Origin of the sequence: Microcystis viridis FACHB-1342 (assembly GCF_014698335.1) — a bacterium.
Taxonomy (GTDB): Bacteria; Cyanobacteriota; Cyanobacteriia; order Cyanobacteriales; family Microcystaceae; genus Microcystis; species Microcystis ichthyoblabe_A.
Genome location: NZ_JACJSV010000056.1, coordinates 1 through 23435 on the forward strand (window position 1 = coordinate 1; position 23435 = coordinate 23435).

Consider the following 23435-nt stretch of genomic DNA (forward strand, 5'->3'; position numbering starts at 1 on the left):
CTACAAAATTGGAAGGAGGGGGCAACCATCGATCCCTACCTCCCACACTCCGAGAATGATTATTATTCTTGAGAATGAATAGTTTATTTTTTGGAAGTCCCATAGGGAAAACGCCTCTGGTTCAGACTTTTTCAAAAGCGAAAAAAGTCCCTTCGACTCAGGCGCAACGGGTTCTCCCGAAATCTCCAAGTGCAGACATTCGGGACATTTATTATCATGTTCTGTTACCGCGATCGCCCCTGATTGCTTTGCCATCATACTAGGCCTTTCAAACCCTTAACTGTAATAATTGTACTGTCTGTGGGGTTTGCGGCAAAAAATTTGTTGTTTTGCTAATAAAGTCCCAAAACCATTTTTTAGCAAAGCTGCTAACGATATTCAGCCAGCCCTAATTAGTTAGAGCAAGCCTCAAGAATTCCTAGCAAATTAACTAAGGGGTTATCTTAATGCTTGCTGCTATCAGCTTAATTTTCTTCGTTCGCTTCTGGGGTTGGTTGTGGTAAACGAGCGATAAAATCTTTCATTTGGGGATGATTAAACATTTTCTCCGTATCTTGCAGAAGACGTTGACCCCAGAGATTTTCCTCTAAAAATTTTAGACTGACATAACGACTATCGCTAGTGAGAGCGGCCTGAGCTAATTTGATGCCCTCCTCAGTTTTTCCTTGACTATAAATAGCCACCGCAATAGCTAACTGAGGTTCCGGCTGTTTAGGATCAATTTTCAAAGCGGCCCGCCAATCTTTAAGAGCGGCTTCCTTATCACCCTGTTCGTATTTAACTAAACCAATATTATTAATAGCCGGCCAAAAATTTTTATCTTGACTAACAGCCTTTTCGTAAGCTGCGATCGCATCAGGATATTGTGCTAACTTGAGATAGGAATTACCGAGATCAAAAAGAGCGGGGGAGACATCGGGTTTAATTTGCAAACCCGCTTCAATCTGGGCAATAGCAGACTGGTAATCTTGATTCTGAAAATAAGCACTACCGAGAGAAAATTTAATATTAGCGTGGGCATCGGCGGGAGCAAGGGACAAAGATTGATTTAATGCCTCGATACCGGGTTGTACCTGATCGTCTTGCAGATATAAACTACCGAGAATAAACCAAGTTTGATAGAGATGAGGGGCCAACTGCACCGCTAACCTAGCCCGTCCGAGGGCTGCATCGGTACGGCGAAAACGAGCTAATTGGATAGCATCCTCAGCCATTTCAATTCCCGCTTGTTCCATCTGTTCTAACTCCGGTTCGATGGCGTAGGGGAGTAGCGCTTGGGAAAAAGCTGGCGGGCTGCCAGCGACGAAAAAAATGAGCAAAGAAATGATTAATCGAAGTTTTGGCACAGTTTACCCCTGGGATAGGCCTTTTTTAATCAGTCTATCTCGCTTGGGAGTTGTTGGCTAAAGAAACAACAAAGGCAACTCTAGAGACGTTAGTATATAACCAATTAACTTTTGGCTGATCGATGGCAATAACCGTGTTGGGAAAATCAAATCGCCCCCTATTTTGGATATTCGGACTCATGGCTAGTAGTTTTCTGGCGGTGGGAGTGGTTTCTTATCGTTTGTTGCAAACTCCTCCTCCTGGCGTAGAATTGGCGGAAATGACCGTTCCTGCTCAACGGGAAACCCTCGCTGTGGAAATTAAAGCTAGTGGTAGGGTGGAACCAATCCAAAGTGTCAACATTAGCCCGAAAAACCCTGGCCGATTAGTGCGATTATTGGTAGATCAGGGCATGATCGTTAAAAAGGGACAAACCCTCGCCGTCATGGATAATTTAGAGGTATATGCCCGAGGAATGCAGTCAGAAGCGCATCTAAGGGAAGCTCTAGCCAATCTGGAACAGGCTAAACGCAGCATTCCCGAAGATATCGGGCAATTACAAGCCCGATTTTATCAGGCCCAGGCCAGTTATAAGCAATTAGAAGCCCGTTTAGCTCAGGCCAAAGAAAGAATTCCCAAAGATTTAGACCAGCTGCAAGCTCAGGTACAAGCGGCCCAATCCCGGTTTCGACTAGCAGAAAATCGGGTTAAACGCAATGAAAATTTAGTCCGGGAAGGGGCGATCGCTCAAGACCAATTTGATGCTGTCCTCAATGAATATCTCAACGCTAAAGCCAATTTAGACGAATCGATCCGCCGTTTGGAACAAGCGGATAAAACCGCTTCCCCAGAAGTGGCCGGAATTGAGCAGGAAATGATAGGAGCGGCAGCAGCGATCGCAGAAGCAAAATTTGCCCTCGAACAACGCCAAAAAACCCAAGAAACCGAGCTGGCTCGACTAGAATCATCTGTAGCAGCTGCTAGGGCCAGTTTAGAGCAAATTAAGATTCAATACCGCGATACGGTCATTACTGCTCCCTTTGATGGCATCGTCACCCAAAAATACGCCACTGAGGGTTCTTTTGTCACCCCCACCACTTCGGCCTCTAGCACCGCTTCCGCCACTTCCACCTCGATTATCGCCCTAGCATCGGGATTGGAAGTGATTGCTAAAGTGCCGGAAGTAGATGTGGGTTTATTGCAGCGCGGCCAACCAGTGCGAATTGTCGCCGATGCTTTTCCTGAAGAAGTCTTTGAAGGTCGAGTTATTCTTGTGGCTCCCGAAGCAATTATCGAGAATAATGTTACTTCTTTTGAGGTCAGAATCGGTTTGGTAACGGGACGGGACAAACTCAAATCAAAAATGAATGTAGATGTAACTTTTGTCGGCCAGCAGTTAGATAATGCCCTCGTTGTGCCGACTGTCGCCATTGTCACCAGGGAAGGCAAGTCAGGGGTTTTAGTTCCCGATGCCGCAAATAAACCCAGTTTTAAACCCGTTTCGATCGGTTTGGTCTTAGACGATAAAACTCAAATTTTATCAGGTTTGGAAGTTGGAGAAAAGGTCTTTATCGATCTCCCCGAAGGGGCTGAAGATACCTCAAAAACTAATCAAAAATAATCAAAAATCTCAATAATTTTTCTTAACAAATATCTCCCAATTGTCTTTTTTATGATCGGGCAGCAGTCGGTCGTCGGTCGTCAGGAGATAGGAGACAGGAGATTATTTTATTTATTCTCCCCACACCCCACACCCCACACCCCACACCCCACACCCCACACCCCACTGATAACTGATATGTTTATCATCGAAAGTTTAAAAATGGCCGTCTCCACCCTAAGGGCCAATAAAGTGCGTAGCGGCCTGACCATGTTAGGAATTATCATCGGTAACGCTTCGGTGGTGGCCATGATCGGTATTGGCCAAGGGGCGCAAACCTTAGCCAATGACCAGTTTGCTAACTTGGGACCCAATACCATTTTTGTGGTGCCGGGGTCGCGACAAGCACGCAATACCACCGTTGATTTACCGAAAACCCTGGTTTTAGCTGATGCTCAGGCGATCGCCGAACAGGTTCCCACCGTCGCCGAAGTCGCCCCAGAAATAAACGCTCGTTTCTTGATTTCCTATCGTAATCGCAACATGACGGCTCTAGTGACGGGAAGCACCCCAGAATACGCTTCTGTCCGCAATTTTACCCTAGAAAAAGGTCGTTTTATCAATAATATCGATCTAGCCCGCAACAAACGAGTAACGGTAATCGGCCGTGAAGTGGTAGCGCAACTTTTCCCCACCCAAAATCCCCTCGGTCAACAGCTGCGGATCAAAAATCTCAGTTTTGAGGTGATCGGGATTTTAGAGGCGAAAGGCTCCTTTTTTGGCAATAATCAGGATGAAATGCTGATTATTCCCCTTAGCACCATGAACTCGCAACTGGTGGGCAAAACCTCTGCCTACGGTGTCGAGTTGAGTTGGATTAGTCTCACCGCGCGATCGGGGGAGGAAATCCGCGCTGCTAAGTTCCAAATCCAGAATCTCCTGCGTTTACGCCATAAAATCGTCGCTGAGGATGATTTTCGCGTCGAAACTGCTAAACAGATGATCGAAATCTTCGGCACGATTACCCAGGGTCTCACCCTACTTTTGGCTCTAATCGCCGGTATTTCCCTGATTGTCGGGGGTATCGGGGTGATGAATATTATGCTCGTTTCGGTTTCGGAAAGAACTGGGGAAATCGGACTAAGAAAAGCGATCGGAGCCAGAGAACAGGATATTCTCTTACAATTCCTGATTGAATCAACTCTCGTTTCCATCGCTGGCGGTGCGCTTGGTATTCTCGTCGGTGCGGGAGCGATCGTTCTTGTCTCCAGTTTCTCCCCCCTGGCTGCCACTGTTTCCGCCAGCGCCGTCGCCCTGTCTTTGAGCGTTTCCACGGGTATTGGTCTCTTTTTCGGCGTTTTTCCCGCCTATCGTGCCTCTAAATTGGAACCGATTGTCGCTCTCAGAAGTGTATAATTTTTTAAGTTTTTTCGGGGACGTTTTTGGCAAGGATTGCTTTTATAGCTAAGTTGGGGTTTAATGTGTGGGACGGATTTTATAATCCCGATAACGACGATAATCATTGAGGATGCGATCGTGATCAAAGCATAAAGGTTGGGGGAATTCCCAGAGATGAAAAATCCCGACTTTTTTGGCATCATCGGCAGCGATCGGTTTGCCTTTTGCCGTGGCGATAAAAACGATACTAATGGTGTGTTGACGTGCATCGCGGTTAGGATCGGAATAGACGTGAAATTGCTCGATTAACTGCACCTGCAAGCTGATTTCCTCGTAAGCTTCCCGAATGGCCGCCGTTTCCACTGATTCGCCGTAGTCCACGAATCCCCCCGGAATTGCCCAACCAAAAGGCGGATTTTTTCTCTCAATTAGTACGATCGGACGATGGGGCGAGTCGATCAGTTCGATGATAACATCAACAGTAGGGGCAGGATTGCGATAGGTTGTCATTTTTTTCAGTTATCAGTGAACAGTTAAGTAAGTAGTTATAATTAAATTGAAGATAGATTTTGCCTCTGATCCCCCCTGCCCCCCTTGATAAGGGGGGTGCCGATAGGCGGGGGGATCCCCCCTGCCCCCCTTGATAAGGGGGGATCAGACAACTTTTAACACCTACCTACTTATCAGTAATCGGTCAATAATTTCATTTAAGACTCATAACCTTAAAATCGAATCCTTTCTAACCAGTCACTGATCAGGGATCACTAATAAGGAGGGGAATAAAAGTTGTTAGAAAATGCCAAGAAAATTACGGTGATAGGTGGGGGAATTTGGGGACAAACTCTCGCTAATTTGGCTAGACGTAATTACTTAACTGTTAGGGTTTGGTCGCGTCATACTGGGGAAGATTTAGGGGCTATTATAGCAGATACTGATGTAATTATTTCAGCAGTTTCGATTAAAGGAGTTGTTCCCACGATCGAACAATTACAGCAATTACAATTAAATTCTTCCACAATTATCGTCACCGCCACTAAAGGATTAGAGCCAATCACCACTCGTACCCCTTTTCATCTGTGGAATCAAGCTTTTCCTGCTAATCCCCTTGTGGTTCTTTCTGGTCCCAATTTAGCTAAAGAAATTAATCAAGGTTTACCCGCTGCGACGGTGGTAGCAAGTTATCAGCAAAAAGCAGCAATATTGTTACAAAAATTATTATCTGGGGAATCTTTTCGGGTTTATCTGAATAGCGATCCCTTGGGGACTGAGTTAGGAGGCACTCTTAAAAATGTCATGGCGATCGCTTCTGGGGTTTGTGATGGTTTACAGTTAGGTACTAATGCCAAATCTGCCCTATTAACTCGCGCTTTACCGGAAATAATTCGGGTGGGAACTTGTCTAGGAGGTTGTCAAGAAACTTTCTTCGGTTTATCGGGTTTAGGGGATTTATTAGCTACCTGTAATAGTCCTTTATCCCGCAATTATCAAGTGGGTTATCAATTAGCTTTAGGTTTATCTTTGCCGGAAGTTTTAGCGAAATTAGAGGGAACTGCCGAAGGAATAAATACCACAGAAGTTTTGATGAGAATTGCCCAAGAAAAAAATTTATATGTACCGATTACCTGTCAAGTTGATCGTCTTTTGCGCGGGGAAATTTCTCCCCAAGTTGCCGTTTATGAATTAATGCGTCGGGATTTAAAAGCAGAATTTGATTAAGAGACAAGAGATTTTTTAGTAAGCAGTAAACAGTAATCAGTGGGGGGTTGGGGAGTGGGGAAATGATGCCAAATCTGGTTATAATTCACCTTTACCAGAAACGCTATATTCATTTCAATCATTCCGAAATAACTAAATAAACTTCTAATCCTTTTTGACTTTCTTTGTCAAATTTTAAGCCTATTTCAGAATCTTTTATCTCTCTGATTGGAATTCTTCGGCGAGGGGTATTTTTGCCATTTTTATTAATTTGAATACTTTCAATAATAGCATTTTGACATATTTTTTTATTTTCACTGACTAAAAAAACTTTTTTACCGACTTCTAGTCTTTTATTGGGTTCCTGTGGCTCATCTGATATTTTGATAGCACAGGCTTTTTTTTGTTGATACCAATTGACAATTTCACCGAGCTTTTGAAGCTTTCCTATCTTTTTCTTCCTATCAACAAAGCAATAAAGAACTAATTCAATCATAGCTTGACATATAGCTTCGACAAAATCACATAATTGTAGTAACTCATTGGCATTAAGAACGGTATCTATTTCTTTACCATGAGCAGAATTATTACGAAGTTCTATAAAATTCTTTAATTCATTTTCCACACTACCCCTACTATTATTGTCAATAAAATTCTTAACTTTTTTATGATTTTCTATCCATTGCCAAGAATCAGTTGCAGATATGCCAGCATCGACTAAAAGTCTGGTTAATTGATCTTTTCTCAGATTAGCTTCATGTAACAAAAAAGCAGCTGATGTGAGATTATATTTAGTTGTATTTTTGTATTCAGTATCAAATAAATTTTTGATAATGTCCCTCTCTGAAAGAGAATCGAAGCGATTTCTTTTATTTTCATTGCCCAGTAATGTAGCACAACCAGTCTGATGCTTATTTCTTACAGATTCAGGTAAATCTTGATAGCAACTATATAATTGAGGCAGCAAAATAATCCAATCTCCCACTAGATTTTCGACAAAATTTTCGTAAAGAGCATATAACCTTGTGATAGATGAACAATGATCGTTAACTAGCCACTTGTCTCCTAAAGGAGCATTTGCTTGAAGATATTTTAAGTCTTCTGTGTTGAGTTGTGAAGGATTATCCGCAATAATTTCTCTAAGTTTTTCACTGATATTAATTATTGATCGAATGGTCTTTATCTCATCCTTTAGGTTATTTAAAAGTCCTTCAAACATTCTCAAATACTCTGCTTAAGAACTCGTTGAATCAGAGAATCAAAAATTTGAATACGAGCTTTAATATCATCTTTGGTATCCCCTTCTCCGGTGAAAAGTCCTTTTTTTAATTTTTTATCTTGATGAGTAATTCCCTGGGAATCTTGAGTAAATAAGCTGATAGTTTCTTGAATTATTGCTGATTTTCTAGTAATTAATTCTTGATAATCAGATAAATGGTTGCTGAAACTGATCATCACTGCATCATAGTAAACTTTATAAGCTTTCGATTTATGTGTTTTGGTTTTACTATCGAAAGGCTTAAATAACTGATCCTGATAAATGTTAGATACTAACTCTATAGTTTGGTTAAATACTTGCTCGAACTCTTGGATATTCTCGTCGGAAAAATTAAGACTTTTTTTCATCATATAATTATCCAGATATTTAGATAAATTACCAGTATATTGATCAATATCCCTCAGGGCAAAAAAACGGAGGATTAATTCTACATCTTCCATCTTTTTATAAAATCCATTTTCTTTAAGTTCTTCTTTATCATCAATAGGAATATCCCAAGCTTTAGCAAAAATAGTATTCTCAGAAAGCTTTAATAAAAGTTCATTGAATTTCCCAGAGTAAAGACAGTTTCTTATTTCTTGTCGACTCAAACGTACACCTCCTGTATTGAGGCGTTCAAAAACCAGTTGTTTTAAAGATAAAGCTTCCTCTGGGTCTGATAGAGACTCGGTAATAACAACTATAGTTGAAATGGCTCGTCGATTGATACCATCTTTGATTTTTGCAGGAAGACTTTTATAGGTTCTTCCTTCTAATTCAGGCCAGATCTCTAACCCTGTTAATTTTAATTTGTTATTATAAAAATTCTCAATTGCTGTGATTCTTTGTTGACCATCCATTACTTCATAGGAGTTATAGGAATTTTCACAGAGAATCAGAGGAGGTACGGGAATATTGATCAAAAAAGATTCAATTAGTCTCGATTGTTTTTGTGCGTCCCAGCGATCCCGTCTCTGATAGAAAGGACGCTTTTCCATATAGTTAGGTTTATTTAAAGACTCAGCAAAACTAGGCAACTTTTCTCGATTCATTTCTAATAGTATTCTTCGTTCACCTTGTTCATATTTTTCATTAATTTCATTATCTGATAATTTTTTAACATCCTCTCCGGAACGCTTTTGCCAAGGATTTGTTTTAGTTTGTGAGATTGTCATAATTTCCCACCAGAGGGGTACAAATTGATATGACTGGACTTCCCTCATTCATTTTTAAGCATAGACTGAGGATATATACGAGAATCAAGAGTTATTGGTAATCTTCCCAGATAACTCTCAAAAGTTAATTCTCTTCAATTGGCAACTGGTCACTGATAACTGGTCACTGATAACTGATTAGGATTTTTGGCTAAAATAGGCCTCTAGCGCCTCATTGATGATTTGATTCATCGGCCGTTTTTCCGTTTCCGAAGCTTCCTTGAGACGGACAAACATATCATCGGGGACGCTGACACGGTTTTGATTTTTACGCACGCGTTTGGGTTTTGATTCAGTAGTAGTAGTTTCGGTCATTTTAGGTGTGTAGGTGGCTGAAAATGCTTGTAAAGCAGGGAAATTGACTCGATGACAGAATTCTCCGAAGGTTTCGTTATTTTGTTGATCCTGTTGGAAGTAAACGAAAATCGGTTCTAAGACCTTTTCTAGATCATCGATCGCCATTTTATCCAAATAGGGACGCGCTAGTCGAGTTTGATCGGCTGTTCCCCCTAACCAGAGTTGGTAGGAATTGGGAGCGCTACCCACAAATCCTAATTCTGCCATATAGGGACGCGCGCAGCCATTAGGACATCCTGTCATGCGGATGACAAATTCCTCTTTGCTTAATCCTAAGCGATTAAGCAGGGTGCGAATGCGTTCAATCACGCTGGGTAAAATTCTTTCTGACTCAGTAATCGCTAATCCACAGGTAGGCCAAGCGGGACAGGCCATGGCATAACGGGTTAAAGGGTCAATTTCGGCGGGATTGGTAATAATTCCGTGTTCTTTCAGGATCGCCTCGATCGCTTGCTGATCCTTGGGTTCGATGTCGTAGAGAATGATATTATGGTTAGCCGTCAAGCGCATGGGTAGCTGAAAACGCTCGATAATCACTTTTAAGGCGGTTTTTAGCTGAAAACTGCCTTCATTTTTGACCCGGCCATTCTCCACAGAAAGACCAAAAAATAATTTTCCGTCTCCCTGTTCATTCCATCCCAAAAAGTCTTGATATTTCCAATCGGGGAGGGGTTGGTAGGGGGCAATTTTTTGGCCGAAATAACCCTCAACAGTGCTGCGGAATTTTTCTACTCCCCATTCTTCGAGGATATATTTCATTCTGGCATGACGACGATCGCCGCGATCACCGTAATCTCTTTGGGTTGCCACGATCGCTTTTACCAGATCGTACACATTTTCTTTGTCCACATAACCGATCGCATCGGCCATTCTGGGGAAAGTTTCTTCCTTATTGTGGGTTCTTCCCAGTCCACCCCCCGCAAGGATGTTAAAACCCTGTAATTGACCGTTTGCGTCGGTAATCACCACTAAACCGATGTCATTGGTGTAGATATCGATGGAGTTGTCCCCGGGTACGGTGACACCGATCTTGAACTTACGGGGCATATAATGTTGACCGTAGATCGGTTCGATGGGATCGTTTTTGTTAATCCCATTTGTATCTTTTTGTCTCGCGGTCTTGACTTCCGGCGCTTCTTCTGCACTGATAACTTTTTCGCCATCGAGCCAAATTTCGTAGTAGGCTCCAGTTTGGGGAGTGAGCAAATCGGCGATATTATTGGCATATTCCCAAGCATAGCCGTATTCGGGGCGATTTTTGTAGGGGGCTGGCGGTGCGGTGACATTGCGGTTAACATCACCACAGGCCGCTAAAGTGGATCCCATACTGCGGATAATTTCCCCGAGGGTAGCTTTGAGATTTTTCTTTAAAATGCCGTGCAATTGGAAGCCTTGGCGAGTTGTCACCCGTAAAGTGCCGTTACCGTAGCGATCAGACAAACTATCGAGGGTAAGATATAGTTGCGCGGGAATAAACCCCCCCGGACTGCGGGTACGCAACATCATTTGATAGTCTTTTTCTTGACCTTTGGCTCTATTGTCGCGATTATCCTGTTGATAGGAACCGTGAAATTTGAGGATCTGCACCGCCGCATCGGTAAAATGGGTTGTATCTTCGAGGAGTTCACTGGCCAAAGGTTCTCGTAGATAATTACTGCGTTCTTTGATACCTTCGACTTTAGAAACCTTGGCGGTAGGAGAAATAGGAGTTGTAACCATCGTCTAACAGCACGATAACCTGTGGATAGGTCTTAGGAATAGGAATTTAGACAAGCTCGATCGATCCTAAGAAGTTTTACTAAGATGATCTCTAGAGTTCGTTCCAGACTCTGAGGTTAACAGTAGCGATCGAGACATTAATTCTATCTTAACTTCTTACCGTCCCCCGCGAACGCCATCTACCGATCAAATTTTTATGACCAATTCTCTTAACATTAAAACGGTTATTAGTCAAGAACCCTACATTATTCTTAACAATCAGGGAGAAATTCTCCCTTCTATTAATCTGAGTCGTCCTAATTATAAATTGGGACGGGATGGTCAACAGGTGGATTTAGTTGTTCCCCAACACTGGACGGTGGTGAGTCGAGTCCAAGCTTGTTTTCGTCGTCAGGGAGATGATTACTATATCTACGATGGAGACGGGACTAATCCTAGTTCCAATCAACTTTTTATCAATAATCGCGTCATTACTCCCAAAGAGGGCTATCTTTTACGAAATGGGGATGAGATTAATATCGGTCAAGATGTCAAAAATTCGGTCAAGATTACCTATTATCATCCTAACCAACAGGTAAAAAGCCCACCTTTAGCTTTTAAATCGGTTTCCCTAAGCAATCGCAGTGTAGTTTTAGGACGAGATAATGCTGCCACTGTGGTTTTAGACGCTCCGACAATTTCCCGACAACACGCGATTATCGATAGCGATAACCAAAATCGTTATATTCTCCACGACAAAAGCACTAATGGAGTCTTTATCGACGGACAAAAAGTATCGGGTAGTGCCATTTTAGCCAACGGTTGTACGGTGAGAATCGGACCCTATAGTTTTCGTTTGCAGGGAGATGAATTGGTTTTATTAGATACAGGGGATAATATCCGTCTGGATGCCGAAAATATCGTCAGGATGGTGCGGGATAAAAAGAAACGACCTTTGATAATTCTCAATCATATCTCCTTACCGATCGAACCGAGTCAATTAGTGGCAATTGTCGGGGGAAGTGGTGCGGGAAAATCGACTTTCTTAAAGACTTTATTAGGAATTGAACCCACCACCTCGGGAACTGTTTATCTGAATGGGGAAGAGCTGCGCCAGAATTTTAATATCTATCGCACCCAAATCGGTTATGTTCCCCAATACGATATCGTTCACAGGGATTTAACCGTGGGAGAAGTGTTATATTACGCTTCTAAATTAAGGCTACCTCCGGATATTAATTGCCAAGAAGTGATCGAGAAAACCCTGCAGCAGGTGGAATTATTAGAAAGAAGAAATACTTTAGTCAAAGACTTAAGCGGTGGTCAATTAAAAAGGGTGAGTATTGCGGTAGAATTATTAGCTAATCCCAAATTATTCTTTTTAGATGAACCCACCTCGGGATTAGACCCCGGTTTAGATAAAAAGATGATGGAATTGCTGGCAAAATTGGCCAAAGAAGGCAGAACAATTCTCCTAGTCACCCATGCTACTAATAATATCAATCTCTGCGATCGATTAGTTTTTCTCGGTCAAGGGGGCAATTTATGTTATTTTGGTTCTCCGGGGGAGGCCTTAAATTTTTTCTCTTTACCTCAGGGGGATTTTGCCGATATTTATATTCATCTGGAAACTAGCGAAAAAGTTGAGCAAGAATGCCAACGTTTCCAAAAATCCGACTACTACAAAAATAATATTGAAGCAAGAATCGGTAAAATATTTCAGCAAAATCATAGTAAACCGCAACAGGTTCAACAATCTTTTTGGTCGCAACTACAGGTTTTATGTCAACGCTATAGCCAGTTAATTATCCGTGATCAATTTAGTTTAATTTTATACCTATTAACCGCCCCGATCGGAATTTTTTTAATGGCCATGGTTTTAGGGGACAAAGATCCTTTATTTTTGAGAGATAATCCCAGTTTTGATCAGGCTATCGAATCGGCAACTTTAGCCTTAAAAACTCTCTTTGTTTTTACCTGCGCGGAATTGTGGGTAGGTTTTGCCTGTTCCCTACAGGAAATTGTCAAAGAATCAGCCATTTATCAGCGAGAAAGATTAGTTAATCTGGGATTATTACCCTATTTATTCTCAAAAATTCTGGTTTTAGCAGCCTTAGTTTTTCTGCAAACAATTGTAATTACCTGCGTGATATTTTGGGGATTTACTGACCCGCAACCGGAATTAATGACCTGGTTAATTGGTTGTTTTATTACCACATTTTTAACTATATTTGCGGCGATTAATCTCGGTTTATTAATTTCTGCTGGGGTTAATAACATCACCCAAGCAAATAGCGCCTTACCTTTAATTTTAATCCCTCAGATTATCTTTGCTGGGGTATTATTTAGCTTAGAAGGTCTGGGGAAATATCTATCATGGTTGATGATTAGTCGCTGGTCAATTGCTGCCTACGGGGTATTAGTAGAGGTGGAAGCTATGATTGCAGAAGCGAAAGAACAAAATACTTTTAATATCCCTTTACCCTTTGAGGATGTCAATCAAGTTTATCAATTATCTATCAATAATTTGTTATTGAATTGGGGAGTTTTAATTCTTCATTCCCTTATTTATTTTCTCCTTACCTATTGGTTGCAAAAAAGAAAAGATATTTTATGATCTAAATTATGAATGATAAATGATAAGTAGGGAGGCACAATTATTGGTAGGATGGGTTAGCGGTAGCGTAACATAATCGGGGGTTGGGTTTCATGCTTCAACCGAACCTACATTCTAAATTATAACTGATAACTGATAACTGATAACTGACTCCTAACCCTACTTAATTTAACTTCAGATCAAGAGCGATCGGACATTCCACTTTCGTTCCCCCTAAACCGCAGTAACCGCCGGGGTTTTTCGCTAAATACTGCTGATGATAAACTTCAGCATAATAAAATTCAGGTGCGTCGATAATTTCCGTGGTAATTTGACCATGGCCCGCTTTATTGAGAGCTTCTTGATAGATCGATCGAGATTTTTCCGCTAATTGCTTTTGCTGGGGACTATAGGTATAGATACCCGATCGATACTGAGTTCCCGTATCATTACCCTGACGCATTCCTTGGGTGGGATTATGACTTTCCCAGAAAACCTTTAACAGTTGTTCGTAGGAAATCACACTGGGATCATAGACCACTAAGACCACTTCATTATGTCCAGTCATGCCGGTACACACTTCCTGATAGGTGGGATTATGGGTGATACCAGCCGCATAACCTACGGCCGTGGTGTAAACACCTTCTAATTGCCAAAATTTGCGCTCTGCTCCCCAAAAACAGCCTAAACCGAACATTGCGCTTTCCATACCGCCAGGGAAGGGGGGCTGCAAAGGATGACCGTTAACGTAGTGGGTGCTAGGTACGGGCATTTTTTCCGATCGCCCGGGTAGTGCTTCCCTTGCTGTGGGCAAAGTTACTTTTTTTCCGAATCCGAATAACACCATAATAAGAATTTGTCCAGAAAGTTTGACTTTACTTTACATTATCGCTTAATTTTAGGGATTTCAGTGATCGGTGATCAGAACTGAGGCTGCAGCTCAATTTTTGTCAATCTACTGAGTTGTGATTTTTAAAGGGAAACTCTCGGCTAAAACTGGGCGTTATTTCCGATTTTATCACTCCATCCCAACCCCAGAGCGTATTAGTTTTTCGGTGGGATGCTTACAGGCATCTGTTCATACACTTGTACAAGTTAAGGCGTTGCTGAATCAAGGTATGAATGCCAACTGTGCATCAGATGCAAAAGTTAGTTTGGCTCTAGGTTTTAAAAATACCAGAAAAGAAGATTCATCTCTCAAATCACCAACAGCCCAGTTTAATAACTGGACTTCCCCCATACAGAAATACAGAACTGTTGAATGATAGCTTAATAAAGCAAAAAAGCAGCTAAAATATGATATTATAGTCGCATCTAACTGATAATTATTATTATCATGATGCTAAAGCCTTTTGCGGGAATTGTCAAGACAATCTTAAAAAGACTACCGAAAAATGACTATCCCGTTCTCAATACAAGGCTCTTTGTACTTATCTGGCTTCATCTAATTTTCGATAAAAGTCTCGGCAGCTTACGAGATTTGTTTTTTCGACTAAATCATCAAGGGATAGCTGTGGACTTATCTACTTTCTCTAAAGCCAGTAAAAACCGAGATTATCAAGCATTTAATCAGATTTATTTAAGCTTAAATCACGAACTAATATATGCTATCGATTCAACGTCTCGACTTTTCGGCTTAGATCAGAGTCCACTTCGCTCGACTTTGACCAGCAAATTGTTTTGGATGTCGGCCTATCATCAGATGAAATTAGTGATGCTCCTAGATACTGAAACTGGTTCTATATTAATCGTATATTAGATTTTACAGTTTAGGCAAATTCCTCAAATATATGGGAATACTTTACTTAATAAACTGCGCTATGTTAACTTAATTTTATCCCAAGAGGGAAATTTAATCTCTCTAAGCGAACGCCTGTTCTCATTAGTTTGTATGTAAAGTTTTATGTACAAATTCAACATTTCTGCTACAGATAATTCAGTATTTTTGCTTATTGATTTGGCGCAAGCGAATGATTAAGATATGGTGTATGAAGCGTTCAAGACTTTTACCACTATGCCTATTACACCATTGAATTTGTTGTGGTCTCAAAACCTATTAATGGTTCAAGACAATAAAGATAACTTTCTCTATGAAAATGCAAAAACTGCATTTTCACCACTCTGGTCTCCTAACTTCAGATCTCGCTTTAAAGATATACTTTTCTCAGCCACTTGGACGACCAATACACCTTACACACCGATCGCAGGCAATTCACTTGGTGGCGTTAACTCCGTAGCCCCATATACTGCTGCCGTAAACGATACCGTTATTAGAACTCTTGATTCCACAGAAAAAGGGTTACTTATACACACATCACAAAATGGCTTTGGCTCAGTGAATCCAAATCTCTGGGAACCAACAGATATAGCCAATACCAGTCCATTTGTTCCTATAAATAGCTTAAACCCTAGTGCATTTACCTTTGCAGAAGCCCTAGGAAACGCAAGTTTTGGCAACCTATCTCTAAGCTATTTTCTAGCAGAAGATACATTCCGGGGCATATCGGTAAACCTGGGCAGGATATCTCGCCGTCCCAGTTCATCTGCTAAAGTTACCTTGGTCTGGACGGGAACACCTAGCACTACTGATACAGACGCCAACTTAGATGTTTATCTACAAGGAACGACCACAGGCACGATTTATACTGCGTTTAATGCCGCATGGTTTGGTGGGTCTAGCTTTGTCGGCACTGACGCTGTTGCTGGTGGCGCTGGCGTGGATTTGATCACTGGCGCTGGTGCTGTAGAGTACATAGAGCAAATTTATCTTCCATCGTGGAGTATTTCCCCGTGGGACACCAGTTTTAATGTTTTCGTTAATGGTACACTCGGCTCTGCTCCGGTTTCTACAGGTCAAGATTTCTCGATCTTTTTTACCTCCCGCCCGGTAGTTGGTCAAGGCCACGGCTGGGGTGATGTGCATCTTTCTACCTTTGATGGCAAACCCTATGATTTGCAAGCAGTTGGAACGTTCATTTATGTCAAGTCTCTAACTGATGATTTTCAAGTGCAAACCGTTCAAAAACCTTGGTACACAGGTGCTCAAGTTTCTGTTAATACAGCCTTTGCGATCAGACTAGACGGCAAAACTTTTGTTTATGATTCAGAGCTTGCCATTGGCCAAGAATTAAAAGTTGATGGAGCAACGTATAATCTAAGCAGTGGCGGCAGTGCATTGTTTGGTAACACGAGAATCCAGCGATCAGGGAATCAGTACACCTTCACCTATGCCGGACTAGACGGTAATTTCTCCACAGCCGAGGACAACGATGTCGTCATCGCCTCGGACAATGGAAGCTACGTTGATGTTTTTGTCAATCCTTCTGATGATCGCGCTGGCTCGCTACAAGGGCTTTTAGGTAATGGCGATGGTGATAGCAGCAATGATTTTGCTCTGCGTGATGGCACAAACTTAGGTCCTAATCCCTCTGTTCAAACAATACATACAACGTTTGCCGACAGTTGGCGAGTTGGCAAGGGCGAATCTCTGTTTCAAACAACCACATTTTTGACTACATTGACCAAGTCCACAACTGTATCATCTATAGATATTTCACCGATAGATATTATAGAGCCTACACCTGATCCCGAGCCTGTCCCTTTTCCCAAGGAGTTTATTTCCTTAGAAACCCTAGCGAAAGAAAATCCCGACGCAGTGGCAAACGCCTTCGCAATAGCACGAGAATTTGGTATTGTGGAAGGTGCGTTTTTGAATGGGGCGGCTTTTGATTTTCTGGTGACGGGGGATAAAACCTTCTTGCTGGGAGCAAAGCAGGCAGCGGACTTGGCACTGCAAAGTGAATTTCAAAATGGAAACATAGCAACTCTACTTCAAAGCGCAGCTCCACTTGGAAGCATCGAAGGCAGTAAATGGGAAGATTTAAATGCCAATGGCATCTGGGATGCAGGTGAAAAAGCCCTAGCCGGTTGGACAATTTACATTGATAGTGTTGCCAATGGAACACTAGATCCTTGGGAACTTTCCACAGTTACTGACGCTAACGGCAAATACAGCTTTACCAACTTGGGACCGGGAGAATATGCCATCCGAGAAGTGAATCAAACAGGCTGGCTCCAAACCTCCCCTAGCACCCCCTACGCTTTGATCTTGAAAGTAGGGGAAAAATTGACTGATGTTAATTTTGGCAACTATCAATTACCCACGATTACACTTAACCCCAGGAGTCAGACCATTGTTGAGGGTTTGACCACTTCTCAAAATGCCCCCTACACCGTCACTCTTTCCCAAGCAAGCAACCAAACCGTCAGCGTTAACTATGCTACTGCTAACGGTACAGCAACCGCGGGATCGGATTACACCGACACCATTGGAACTCTAACCTTTGCCCCTAATGTTACTAGTCAAGTCATCAATATTCCCATTCTCAATGATTCCCTTAATGAAGCAGATGAGACCTTTACTCTAACTCTGTCTTCCCCTACTAATGCTATTCTTGGTACGGGGACAGCAGCTACCACGACGATAACCGATACTCTCACAGCCGCTGTCACCACGACTTTACCCGCAAATGTGGAAAACCTGACACTGACGGGAGCAGCCGCCATTAACGGTACTGGTAACGCAGGTAATAACGTGATCACGGGCAACACGGCCAATAACCTTCTCAACGGTTCTGGGGGCAATGATACCCTTAATGGTGGTGCTGGACTCGATACCTTGACGGGGGGAGCAGGAAACGATGTCTTCCTCTTCCAATTTTCCCAATCTACTGTCGCTAACCCTGACCGGATCACTGATTTTGCGATCAACTCCGACAAAATTGATTTGCTCAGTGCCACAGGAGGTGTGCTGCCTGCCCCCGCTGCCTTTAGTCGTGCTGCCAATTCTGCGGCTACCACTTTAACCAATGTCGTGAATGCTGTTTTTACCGATGCCAATGGTGCCTTAGCTGGAAACCAAGCACTTGGTATTAATGGCGCGGCCCTGGTCCAAGTAACCACTGCTGGGATAGCCGGAAACTATATTATTGTCAATGATAATGTTGCTGGTTTCCAAAGTGCCAATGACTTACTGGTTAACGTTACAGGCATTATCGGCACATTACCCGCTCTCGGTAATATCCCTGTTTCCAACTTCTTTGTTTAGTGGATTCCTGATGGGGTGACAAGAATATTCTCAAGCTGGCGTGTTAGGGGTCGGGAATGGAGTCGCCTCCATCCCCCCCCCTTCAGAACCGTGCATGAGACTTTCACCTCACAGGGACCCTAGTTTGATTGTTCCATTGTTAGGGATACAACTTCTCTTAGGCGCTTGGGTAATGCCCGAAGCCTGCCCTCTGCCCCCTGCCTCCGTTAAAATTAACCAAAGTGAGGCATAAGAGTCAAAACTCCCAAGTCTAAATCTTTACTATCGATCGATTTTGCCTCGTAGAGGGCTAACATATCGTTTAATTGGGGATTACCGCAGGAGGAACCCGTTACCCCCATGGCAATAATCAAACCACAATAACCCTCGGTATTTTTGATGCGTTTTTGCCAATTGCGGCGAGCATTACGGTGGTCGGGATCATCTTGCTCGAATTCCCCAAAGAGATAGAGGTCCCCATTAGCCATTTTCAGAATCCCCAGATCATAACGGGTATCTTCTAGGGGATCTTCGCCGGGGTTAAAACCAATAGCCTCCAAACCGCCAGCTTGTTCGATTTTTTCGATAATTTCCTTGGCTTTCGGTCGGGAGGTCTGGATCATCACCACGGGGAAACCCTCTCCTTTTGTGGGTACGGATTGGGGTTGATAATGGATTTTCGGACGACTGCGAATTTTATCTAATAATTGCCAGGGAACCATTCCCAGACTCAGATGTGCATTATCAGGGACTAGATTTTCCTTGAGTACGGATTCTTCCTCATCATCATCCTCATCGTCGTCCTCCTCCTCTAAGAGTTGCATAAATTCCGCACATAGATCGGGCATCGTAGCCACCGTCACGGCCACGGTTTCCCCTTTTGCTTGTTCGGGATCGAGGGGAATGCGAAAACGACGCTGTAATTCTCCGATCGGTTCTTCGGATAAAGCGGATTGATTGCCTTTAAAAAAGCGCAACAGAGCTATTAAAGCCAAATATACCGTGATGGCTTCTTCTTCATCCAAGTAGGGGCGAATACCTTCGTAGGGATGCACGCTGCCGAAAACTGGATGAATCTGGGAAGGGGCAGCCGAGGCCAGATCGTAGTCATCCTCATCATCGTCCTCATCATCATCGGCCAATTCGTAGCTTAAAAACCAGCAATCTTGGGAAAGAAAGGCTTTTTCTAATCTTTCCATCGATTTTTCTTCTAAAGCGGCCTGCCGGAATTGTTTGAGGGATACTAGGGAACGATAGAGAATGACTCCGTATTCCCGACCGAGCATTCCCATGATACAGGCGTAAAGATTCGGGAAATCGGGGCGATCGATCTTAATTTCCAAGATATCGTAATCAGCCAAAGAGGACCAGGGTTCAGCTTTCCAAATTTCGTGAGCAGTTTTCACTAAAGCGGACTGCCAAGCGGGGGGAATTGCCGGGGGACGGTTATTTTGGAACTCCTCGAACCCACGAAAGAGATCATCGATCAGGGGCAAATTGGGGACATAATCGATGGTGATATCGAGATCTTGTAGTACCCCACGCAGAAAAAACTGTGTTTCTCGATCGCGGACGATAATTTTTTTCGGTCTCGCTGGCCGGGCGGGACTTTGCGGTGTTTCGATGGCGCGGATTAAGGTTCTCACCATGGCCTCTGGTCCGGTTTCGGGGGAAACTACTTCCATAGCGCGTACACAGCCCTCGCTGCCGTCCACCCAGATCACGCACTCGCCACCGCTTTCTTGATTTGGTTCTAGGGTGGCCCGGGGCATTCTCTCGGATAAGGATAAAGCACGACGATCTCCTTCCCAAACGCTGGGAATTTGTGGGATTTTTTTGAGGCGGCTTTGGGTCGTCCGGGGCAGAAGATTCATCGGGAAATTTAGGGGTAGCTGTGTTAGGATTTTAACCTTTTCTTTTCAAGGATTCCATAAGAATTATTCTATCGATTTAGTCCATAACCTGATAGATAAACCGGAAACCTGACCAAGTTCCCAGATCAAAGGCGTATTCATCAATTACACTGCCAGAATTATCCATTTTTAAGCCTAAATCTAATTTTAGATCGCTCCAGAAAGCTCTGGCTATTTCTAGGGGGTTAGTCAGGGTGAGCAGTGGGCTGGCTTCTCCCTTGAGGCTTTGAGTGGCATTGAGAAGGGTCAAGGTTTTCGGGAAAGGATGGCGACTGAGGATCAGTATATTCTCTCTGATGCCCTTGGGTTGACTAATTTTCCAATGCCCTTGGCCGGAATTGGGGATGGTGGCCTTGGTTTTGGCCGCCACGACAAAGGGGGCTAATGGGCTAGAATTGCTGAAATTATCGGGGTTTTCCGGACGGGAACAGTATAAAAGCGGTTGGCGATCGCTGTTGAGGACAAGGATCATTGCGTAGAGGGGTTGTTCTTCTTGATTCTCAATTTGATAGCGAATTTCCGTCCCGACGGGCAGAATTAAGTCATTTTTAGCGGTATTAGTCCCCCTGCTACCCACAATTTTTTGGGTTTGTACCGTGGAGATATAGGTTTGATCGAGGCTTTCTAGGGTGACAATGACGGCTAAACCAGAGGATTCTTGATTGATCAACAAGTGCCACAATTTGCAGGCCAGCAGGGTTTCTAGTTGGGATTGCAGTCGTTTGATTCCTGATTTAATTGCTTCGTTGGCCGCCCCTAAACTACCGATAATTAGGGAGCCATTGGCAGATAATAACTGATAATTGCCAGTTTCTTCGCTACCAACTCGACTTAAGAGACAATCTACCGTTTGTTCACCAATGTTAACCACGGCGGCCACATCGGGCAAACCGGCAAAGGTGCTGGTGGCATCTACCCGTTCAATCCGGGTTAAATTACTATCCAAACCGACGATTAAACCGATTTGACTGGGAAAAACCCGCAATTTTTCCTGTAGAATCTGTCCTATTTCTAGGGAAGCAGCCGGGGATAATAATTGCGCTTTCGCTTTTAAACCCTGACGGGAGAGAATTTGTAGGCTGATTTCCTCCCCAGTCGCCTCAATAAAGCTCAAACAGGAGTTAATTCCGTAATTTTCCAGGATTTCTAAGGGCAGGCCCACCAGATTGACTTCTAGGGTGCGTTCATCAATAAGATTTGTAACAATTGCCGCCCCACCCCTTGACGTTTCTGACGTTGTATGATAGGGCGGCGCAGAATTATTTTTTTGATTACTGGTCAGGATTGCCGGTTGCTGTTGTTCACTGCTGTGACTAGCGACGAGATTACGGAGATGGGGAAAAGCGATCGCAATTGTCGGACTGGGGCAAGCTTGCCAGAGATACTGGGTGAGATCATAGGTGAATAAGCCAGCATTGGGGCTATTACCGCTCAATTCCAGGGCGATTTGCTCCGGTTTAGCGGCAGCGAGAATAACGCCGTTACTAGGCTTATTTTTGAGGTTAAAACGGGTTTTAATATCGGCAGCGAAAGTTAACTCGGCGGGGTTAAGATTAGTAAGGCTTTCGGGATAGGAACGAACGCGGAGATTACCGAGATAGGGCTGAGGTTGGGGGAGATGACTACTATCAAAAATCAAGCTAAACTTATCCGTAGCTAGACAGCGAGCCATCAGCAGGATATTTTCCTTGATTAAAGCATTTTCTGCCCCATCAGCAGTAATAAAAACCTCTTTTCCGGCCCCAAGACTGCCATAACCACTAAAGTGAAAAATGACCACATCCCCTGCCCTGGCTTGGGCGATCAGGTGTTCTAAAAAAGCCGCTTCGATCGCTTCTCGACTGGCTTTTTTTCCCGTTAAAGTCACTATATCAGCATCCTGAAAGCCAAAACGATAACGGAGAAGGTCTTTTTGTAACTCCACATCGGTGAGACAACCGGGCAGCGGCGGAATATTCGCCCCATACTGGTCAATACCGACTAAAAGAGCCAATTTTCGAGGATTAGGAGCGGCGAGAGCGGCCAAATGACGGTTAAGGGTTCCTTGACTAATCGCCAAAGTCAGCAACCCCCAACCTGTCTGCTGGATCAATTCTCGCCTAGTTATGTTCATGATCCTTGCATAGCCCGGATTAATTCGGCAGCCACTTCTGGACGGGAGAATTCCGGAGGTGGTAATTCTCCTTTACGCAGCAGTTCCCGGACTTTGGTTCCCGAAAGGTGGATTCTTTCTTCCGGTAAACTGGGGCTAGTTTTGGTGGTTGCCATTCCCGAAGTGCGGGTACAGTAGAAAGCGTGTTCAAACTTCATTGGCACGATTCCCAATTCCCCAGGCTCGAACTCATCAAAGATATACTGAGCATCGTAGGTTCCGTAGTAGTCCCCGACTCCGGCATGGTCACGACCGACGATAAAATGGGTACAACCGTAGTTTTTACGGATAATAGCGTGGAAAATTGCTTCCCGGGGGCCCGCATAACGCATAGCTGAGGGGTTGATAGCTAGAATAACGCGATCTTGGGGGAAGTATTTATCCATCATGATCTCATAGCAACGCATCCGCACATCGGCCGGCACATCATCGCTTTTGGTAGCGCCGACAAGGGGATGCAAGAATAAACCATCTACCACTTCTAGGGCGCATTTTTGAATGTATTCGTGGGCCCGGTGGATGGGATTACGGGTTTGGAAACCGACAATGGTTTTCCAAGCTTTTTCGTGGAACATTTTGCGCGATTGCAGAGGATCGATCTGATATTTGGGAAACTGGGGATGAGGATCGCGCTGAAGTAACCAAATCGGACCTGCGAGGTTAATTTCTCCCTGTTCGTAGAGGACTTTTACCCCGGGGTGTTTCTGGTCGTCGGTACGATAGACGTTAACTGCTTCGTGGGCCTTATTGTAACGGTATTTTTGGGTTAGTTCTAGGACTCCGACAAAGTTGCCTTCGCTGTCATCTAAACGAATCCAGTTGCCTTCTTTGAGGGGATCCGCCACTTCTTCGCTAACGGAAAGAGTCACGGGAATTGCCCAGGGTAAACCATTGATTAGACGCATATCATCGACGACTTTTTCGTAGTCGTCCTGTTCCATAAAGCCTTTGAGGGGACTGAAACCACCAATAGCAATCATAACTAAATCCGAGAGCGCTCGTTCATCTAAGGAAACTCGCGGTAGTTTTTCAGCTAGGGCCAGAAATTCGGCTTTTTCGGCAGCGGTAGCAATACGATTAATTAATTGCCCACCGTGGGGCGCGATTCCTTCGGTCAGTACAGTCATAAAAATTTCTTTACA

Annotated in this window: 16 protein-coding genes; 6 read left to right on the forward strand and 10 right to left on the reverse strand. The window is 43.5% G+C overall.

Annotation, left to right across the window (positions count from 1 at the left end):
• Positions 1 to 464: 464 nt before the first annotated feature.
• The gene (locus H6G40_RS16865; protein WP_069475612.1) at positions 465 to 1346 is read right to left on the reverse strand and encodes a tetratricopeptide repeat protein; all 882 of its coding nucleotides are present in this window, start codon (positions 1344 to 1346) and stop codon (positions 465 to 467) included.
• A gap of 34 nt (positions 1347 to 1380) precedes the next feature.
• Entirely contained in the window at positions 1381 to 1527 is a 147-nt protein-coding gene (locus H6G40_RS16870) for a hypothetical protein (protein ID WP_002740204.1), read from the reverse strand.
• Between H6G40_RS16870 and H6G40_RS16875 the strand changes: the two genes are divergently transcribed.
• Together H6G40_RS16875 and H6G40_RS16880 are read left to right on the forward strand one after the other, a co-directional pair.
• On the forward strand, positions 1469 to 2947 hold the full coding sequence (locus H6G40_RS16875) for an efflux RND transporter periplasmic adaptor subunit (RefSeq protein ID WP_190538023.1): 1479 nt from the start codon (positions 1469 to 1471) through the stop codon (positions 2945 to 2947). The two genes, H6G40_RS16870 and H6G40_RS16875, sit on opposite strands and share 59 nt — an antisense overlap.
• A gap of 177 nt (positions 2948 to 3124) precedes the next feature.
• Positions 3125 to 4342, forward strand: coding sequence for an ABC transporter permease (locus H6G40_RS16880; protein ID WP_123231042.1), 1218 nt, complete (start codon positions 3125 to 3127; stop codon positions 4340 to 4342).
• 60 nt (positions 4343 to 4402) lie between these two features.
• Here H6G40_RS16880 and H6G40_RS16885 read toward each other — a convergent pair whose 3' ends face one another.
• Positions 4403 to 4834 carry an NUDIX domain-containing protein gene (locus H6G40_RS16885; RefSeq protein WP_123231043.1) on the reverse strand — a complete coding sequence of 144 codons (432 nt, stop codon included), beginning with the start codon at positions 4832 to 4834 and terminating at the stop codon, positions 4403 to 4405.
• A 276-nt stretch (positions 4835 to 5110) separates the two neighbouring features.
• On the opposite strand from H6G40_RS16885, the gene H6G40_RS16890 reads away from it, so the two are divergent.
• On the forward strand, positions 5111 to 6040 hold the full coding sequence (locus tag H6G40_RS16890; protein WP_002739821.1) for an NAD(P)H-dependent glycerol-3-phosphate dehydrogenase: 930 nt from the start codon (positions 5111 to 5113) through the stop codon (positions 6038 to 6040).
• Between the two features lie 118 nt (positions 6041 to 6158).
• On the opposite strand, the gene H6G40_RS16895 is transcribed toward H6G40_RS16890, so the two are convergent.
• The 3 genes from H6G40_RS16895 to sir form a co-directional block, all read right to left on the reverse strand.
• Entirely contained in the window at positions 6159 to 7238 is a 1080-nt protein-coding gene (locus H6G40_RS16895; RefSeq protein WP_069475616.1) for an MAE_28990/MAE_18760 family HEPN-like nuclease, read from the reverse strand.
• A 2-nt stretch (positions 7239 to 7240) separates the two neighbouring features.
• Positions 7241 to 8500 (reverse strand): DUF262 domain-containing protein, encoded by a 1260-nt coding sequence (locus tag H6G40_RS16900; protein WP_069475617.1) that lies wholly within the window; start codon positions 8498 to 8500, stop codon positions 7241 to 7243.
• 129 nt (positions 8501 to 8629) lie between these two features.
• A complete protein-coding gene (gene sir / locus H6G40_RS16905; protein ID WP_069475618.1) occupies positions 8630 to 10567 on the reverse strand; it encodes a sulfite reductase, ferredoxin dependent in 1938 nt (645 codons plus the stop codon).
• A gap of 196 nt (positions 10568 to 10763) precedes the next feature.
• Here sir and H6G40_RS16910 point away from each other — a divergent pair, with 196 nt between their 5' ends.
• A complete protein-coding gene (locus tag H6G40_RS16910; RefSeq protein ID WP_069475619.1) occupies positions 10764 to 13163 on the forward strand; it encodes an FHA domain-containing protein in 2400 nt (799 codons plus the stop codon).
• 163 nt (positions 13164 to 13326) lie between these two features.
• Here the strand turns inward: H6G40_RS16910 and msrA are convergent, their stop codons facing one another.
• On the reverse strand, positions 13327 to 13989 hold the full coding sequence (gene msrA / locus H6G40_RS16915) for a peptide-methionine (S)-S-oxide reductase MsrA (RefSeq protein WP_069475620.1): 663 nt from the start codon (positions 13987 to 13989) through the stop codon (positions 13327 to 13329).
• 489 nt (positions 13990 to 14478) lie between these two features.
• Between msrA and H6G40_RS16920 the strand changes: the two genes are divergently transcribed.
• Together H6G40_RS16920 and H6G40_RS16925 are read left to right on the forward strand one after the other, a co-directional pair.
• Positions 14479 to 14901: a hypothetical protein gene (locus tag H6G40_RS16920; protein ID WP_069475621.1), complete on the forward strand. Its 423-nt coding sequence runs from the start codon at positions 14479 to 14481 to the stop codon at positions 14899 to 14901.
• 255 nt (positions 14902 to 15156) lie between these two features.
• The gene (locus tag H6G40_RS16925; RefSeq protein ID WP_242028785.1) at positions 15157 to 18249 is read left to right on the forward strand and encodes a Calx-beta domain-containing protein; all 3093 of its coding nucleotides are present in this window, start codon (positions 15157 to 15159) and stop codon (positions 18247 to 18249) included.
• A gap of 212 nt (positions 18250 to 18461) precedes the next feature.
• Here H6G40_RS16925 and H6G40_RS16930 read toward each other — a convergent pair whose 3' ends face one another.
• The 3 genes from H6G40_RS16930 to sat all read right to left on the reverse strand — a co-directional run bounded on the left by H6G40_RS16930 (position 18462) and on the right by sat (position 23420).
• Positions 18462 to 20102: a DUF6930 domain-containing protein gene (locus H6G40_RS16930; RefSeq protein WP_069475623.1), complete on the reverse strand. Its 1641-nt coding sequence runs from the start codon at positions 20100 to 20102 to the stop codon at positions 18462 to 18464.
• A 76-nt stretch (positions 20103 to 20178) separates the two neighbouring features.
• Positions 20179 to 22254 carry a caspase family protein gene (locus H6G40_RS16935; RefSeq protein ID WP_069475624.1) on the reverse strand — a complete coding sequence of 692 codons (2076 nt, stop codon included), beginning with the start codon at positions 22252 to 22254 and terminating at the stop codon, positions 20179 to 20181.
• On the reverse strand, positions 22251 to 23420 hold the full coding sequence (sat, locus tag H6G40_RS16940; RefSeq protein WP_002739877.1) for a sulfate adenylyltransferase: 1170 nt from the start codon (positions 23418 to 23420) through the stop codon (positions 22251 to 22253). The genes H6G40_RS16935 and sat overlap by 4 nt, the downstream gene beginning before the upstream one ends.
• Between the last annotated feature and the right edge of the window lie 15 nt (positions 23421 to 23435).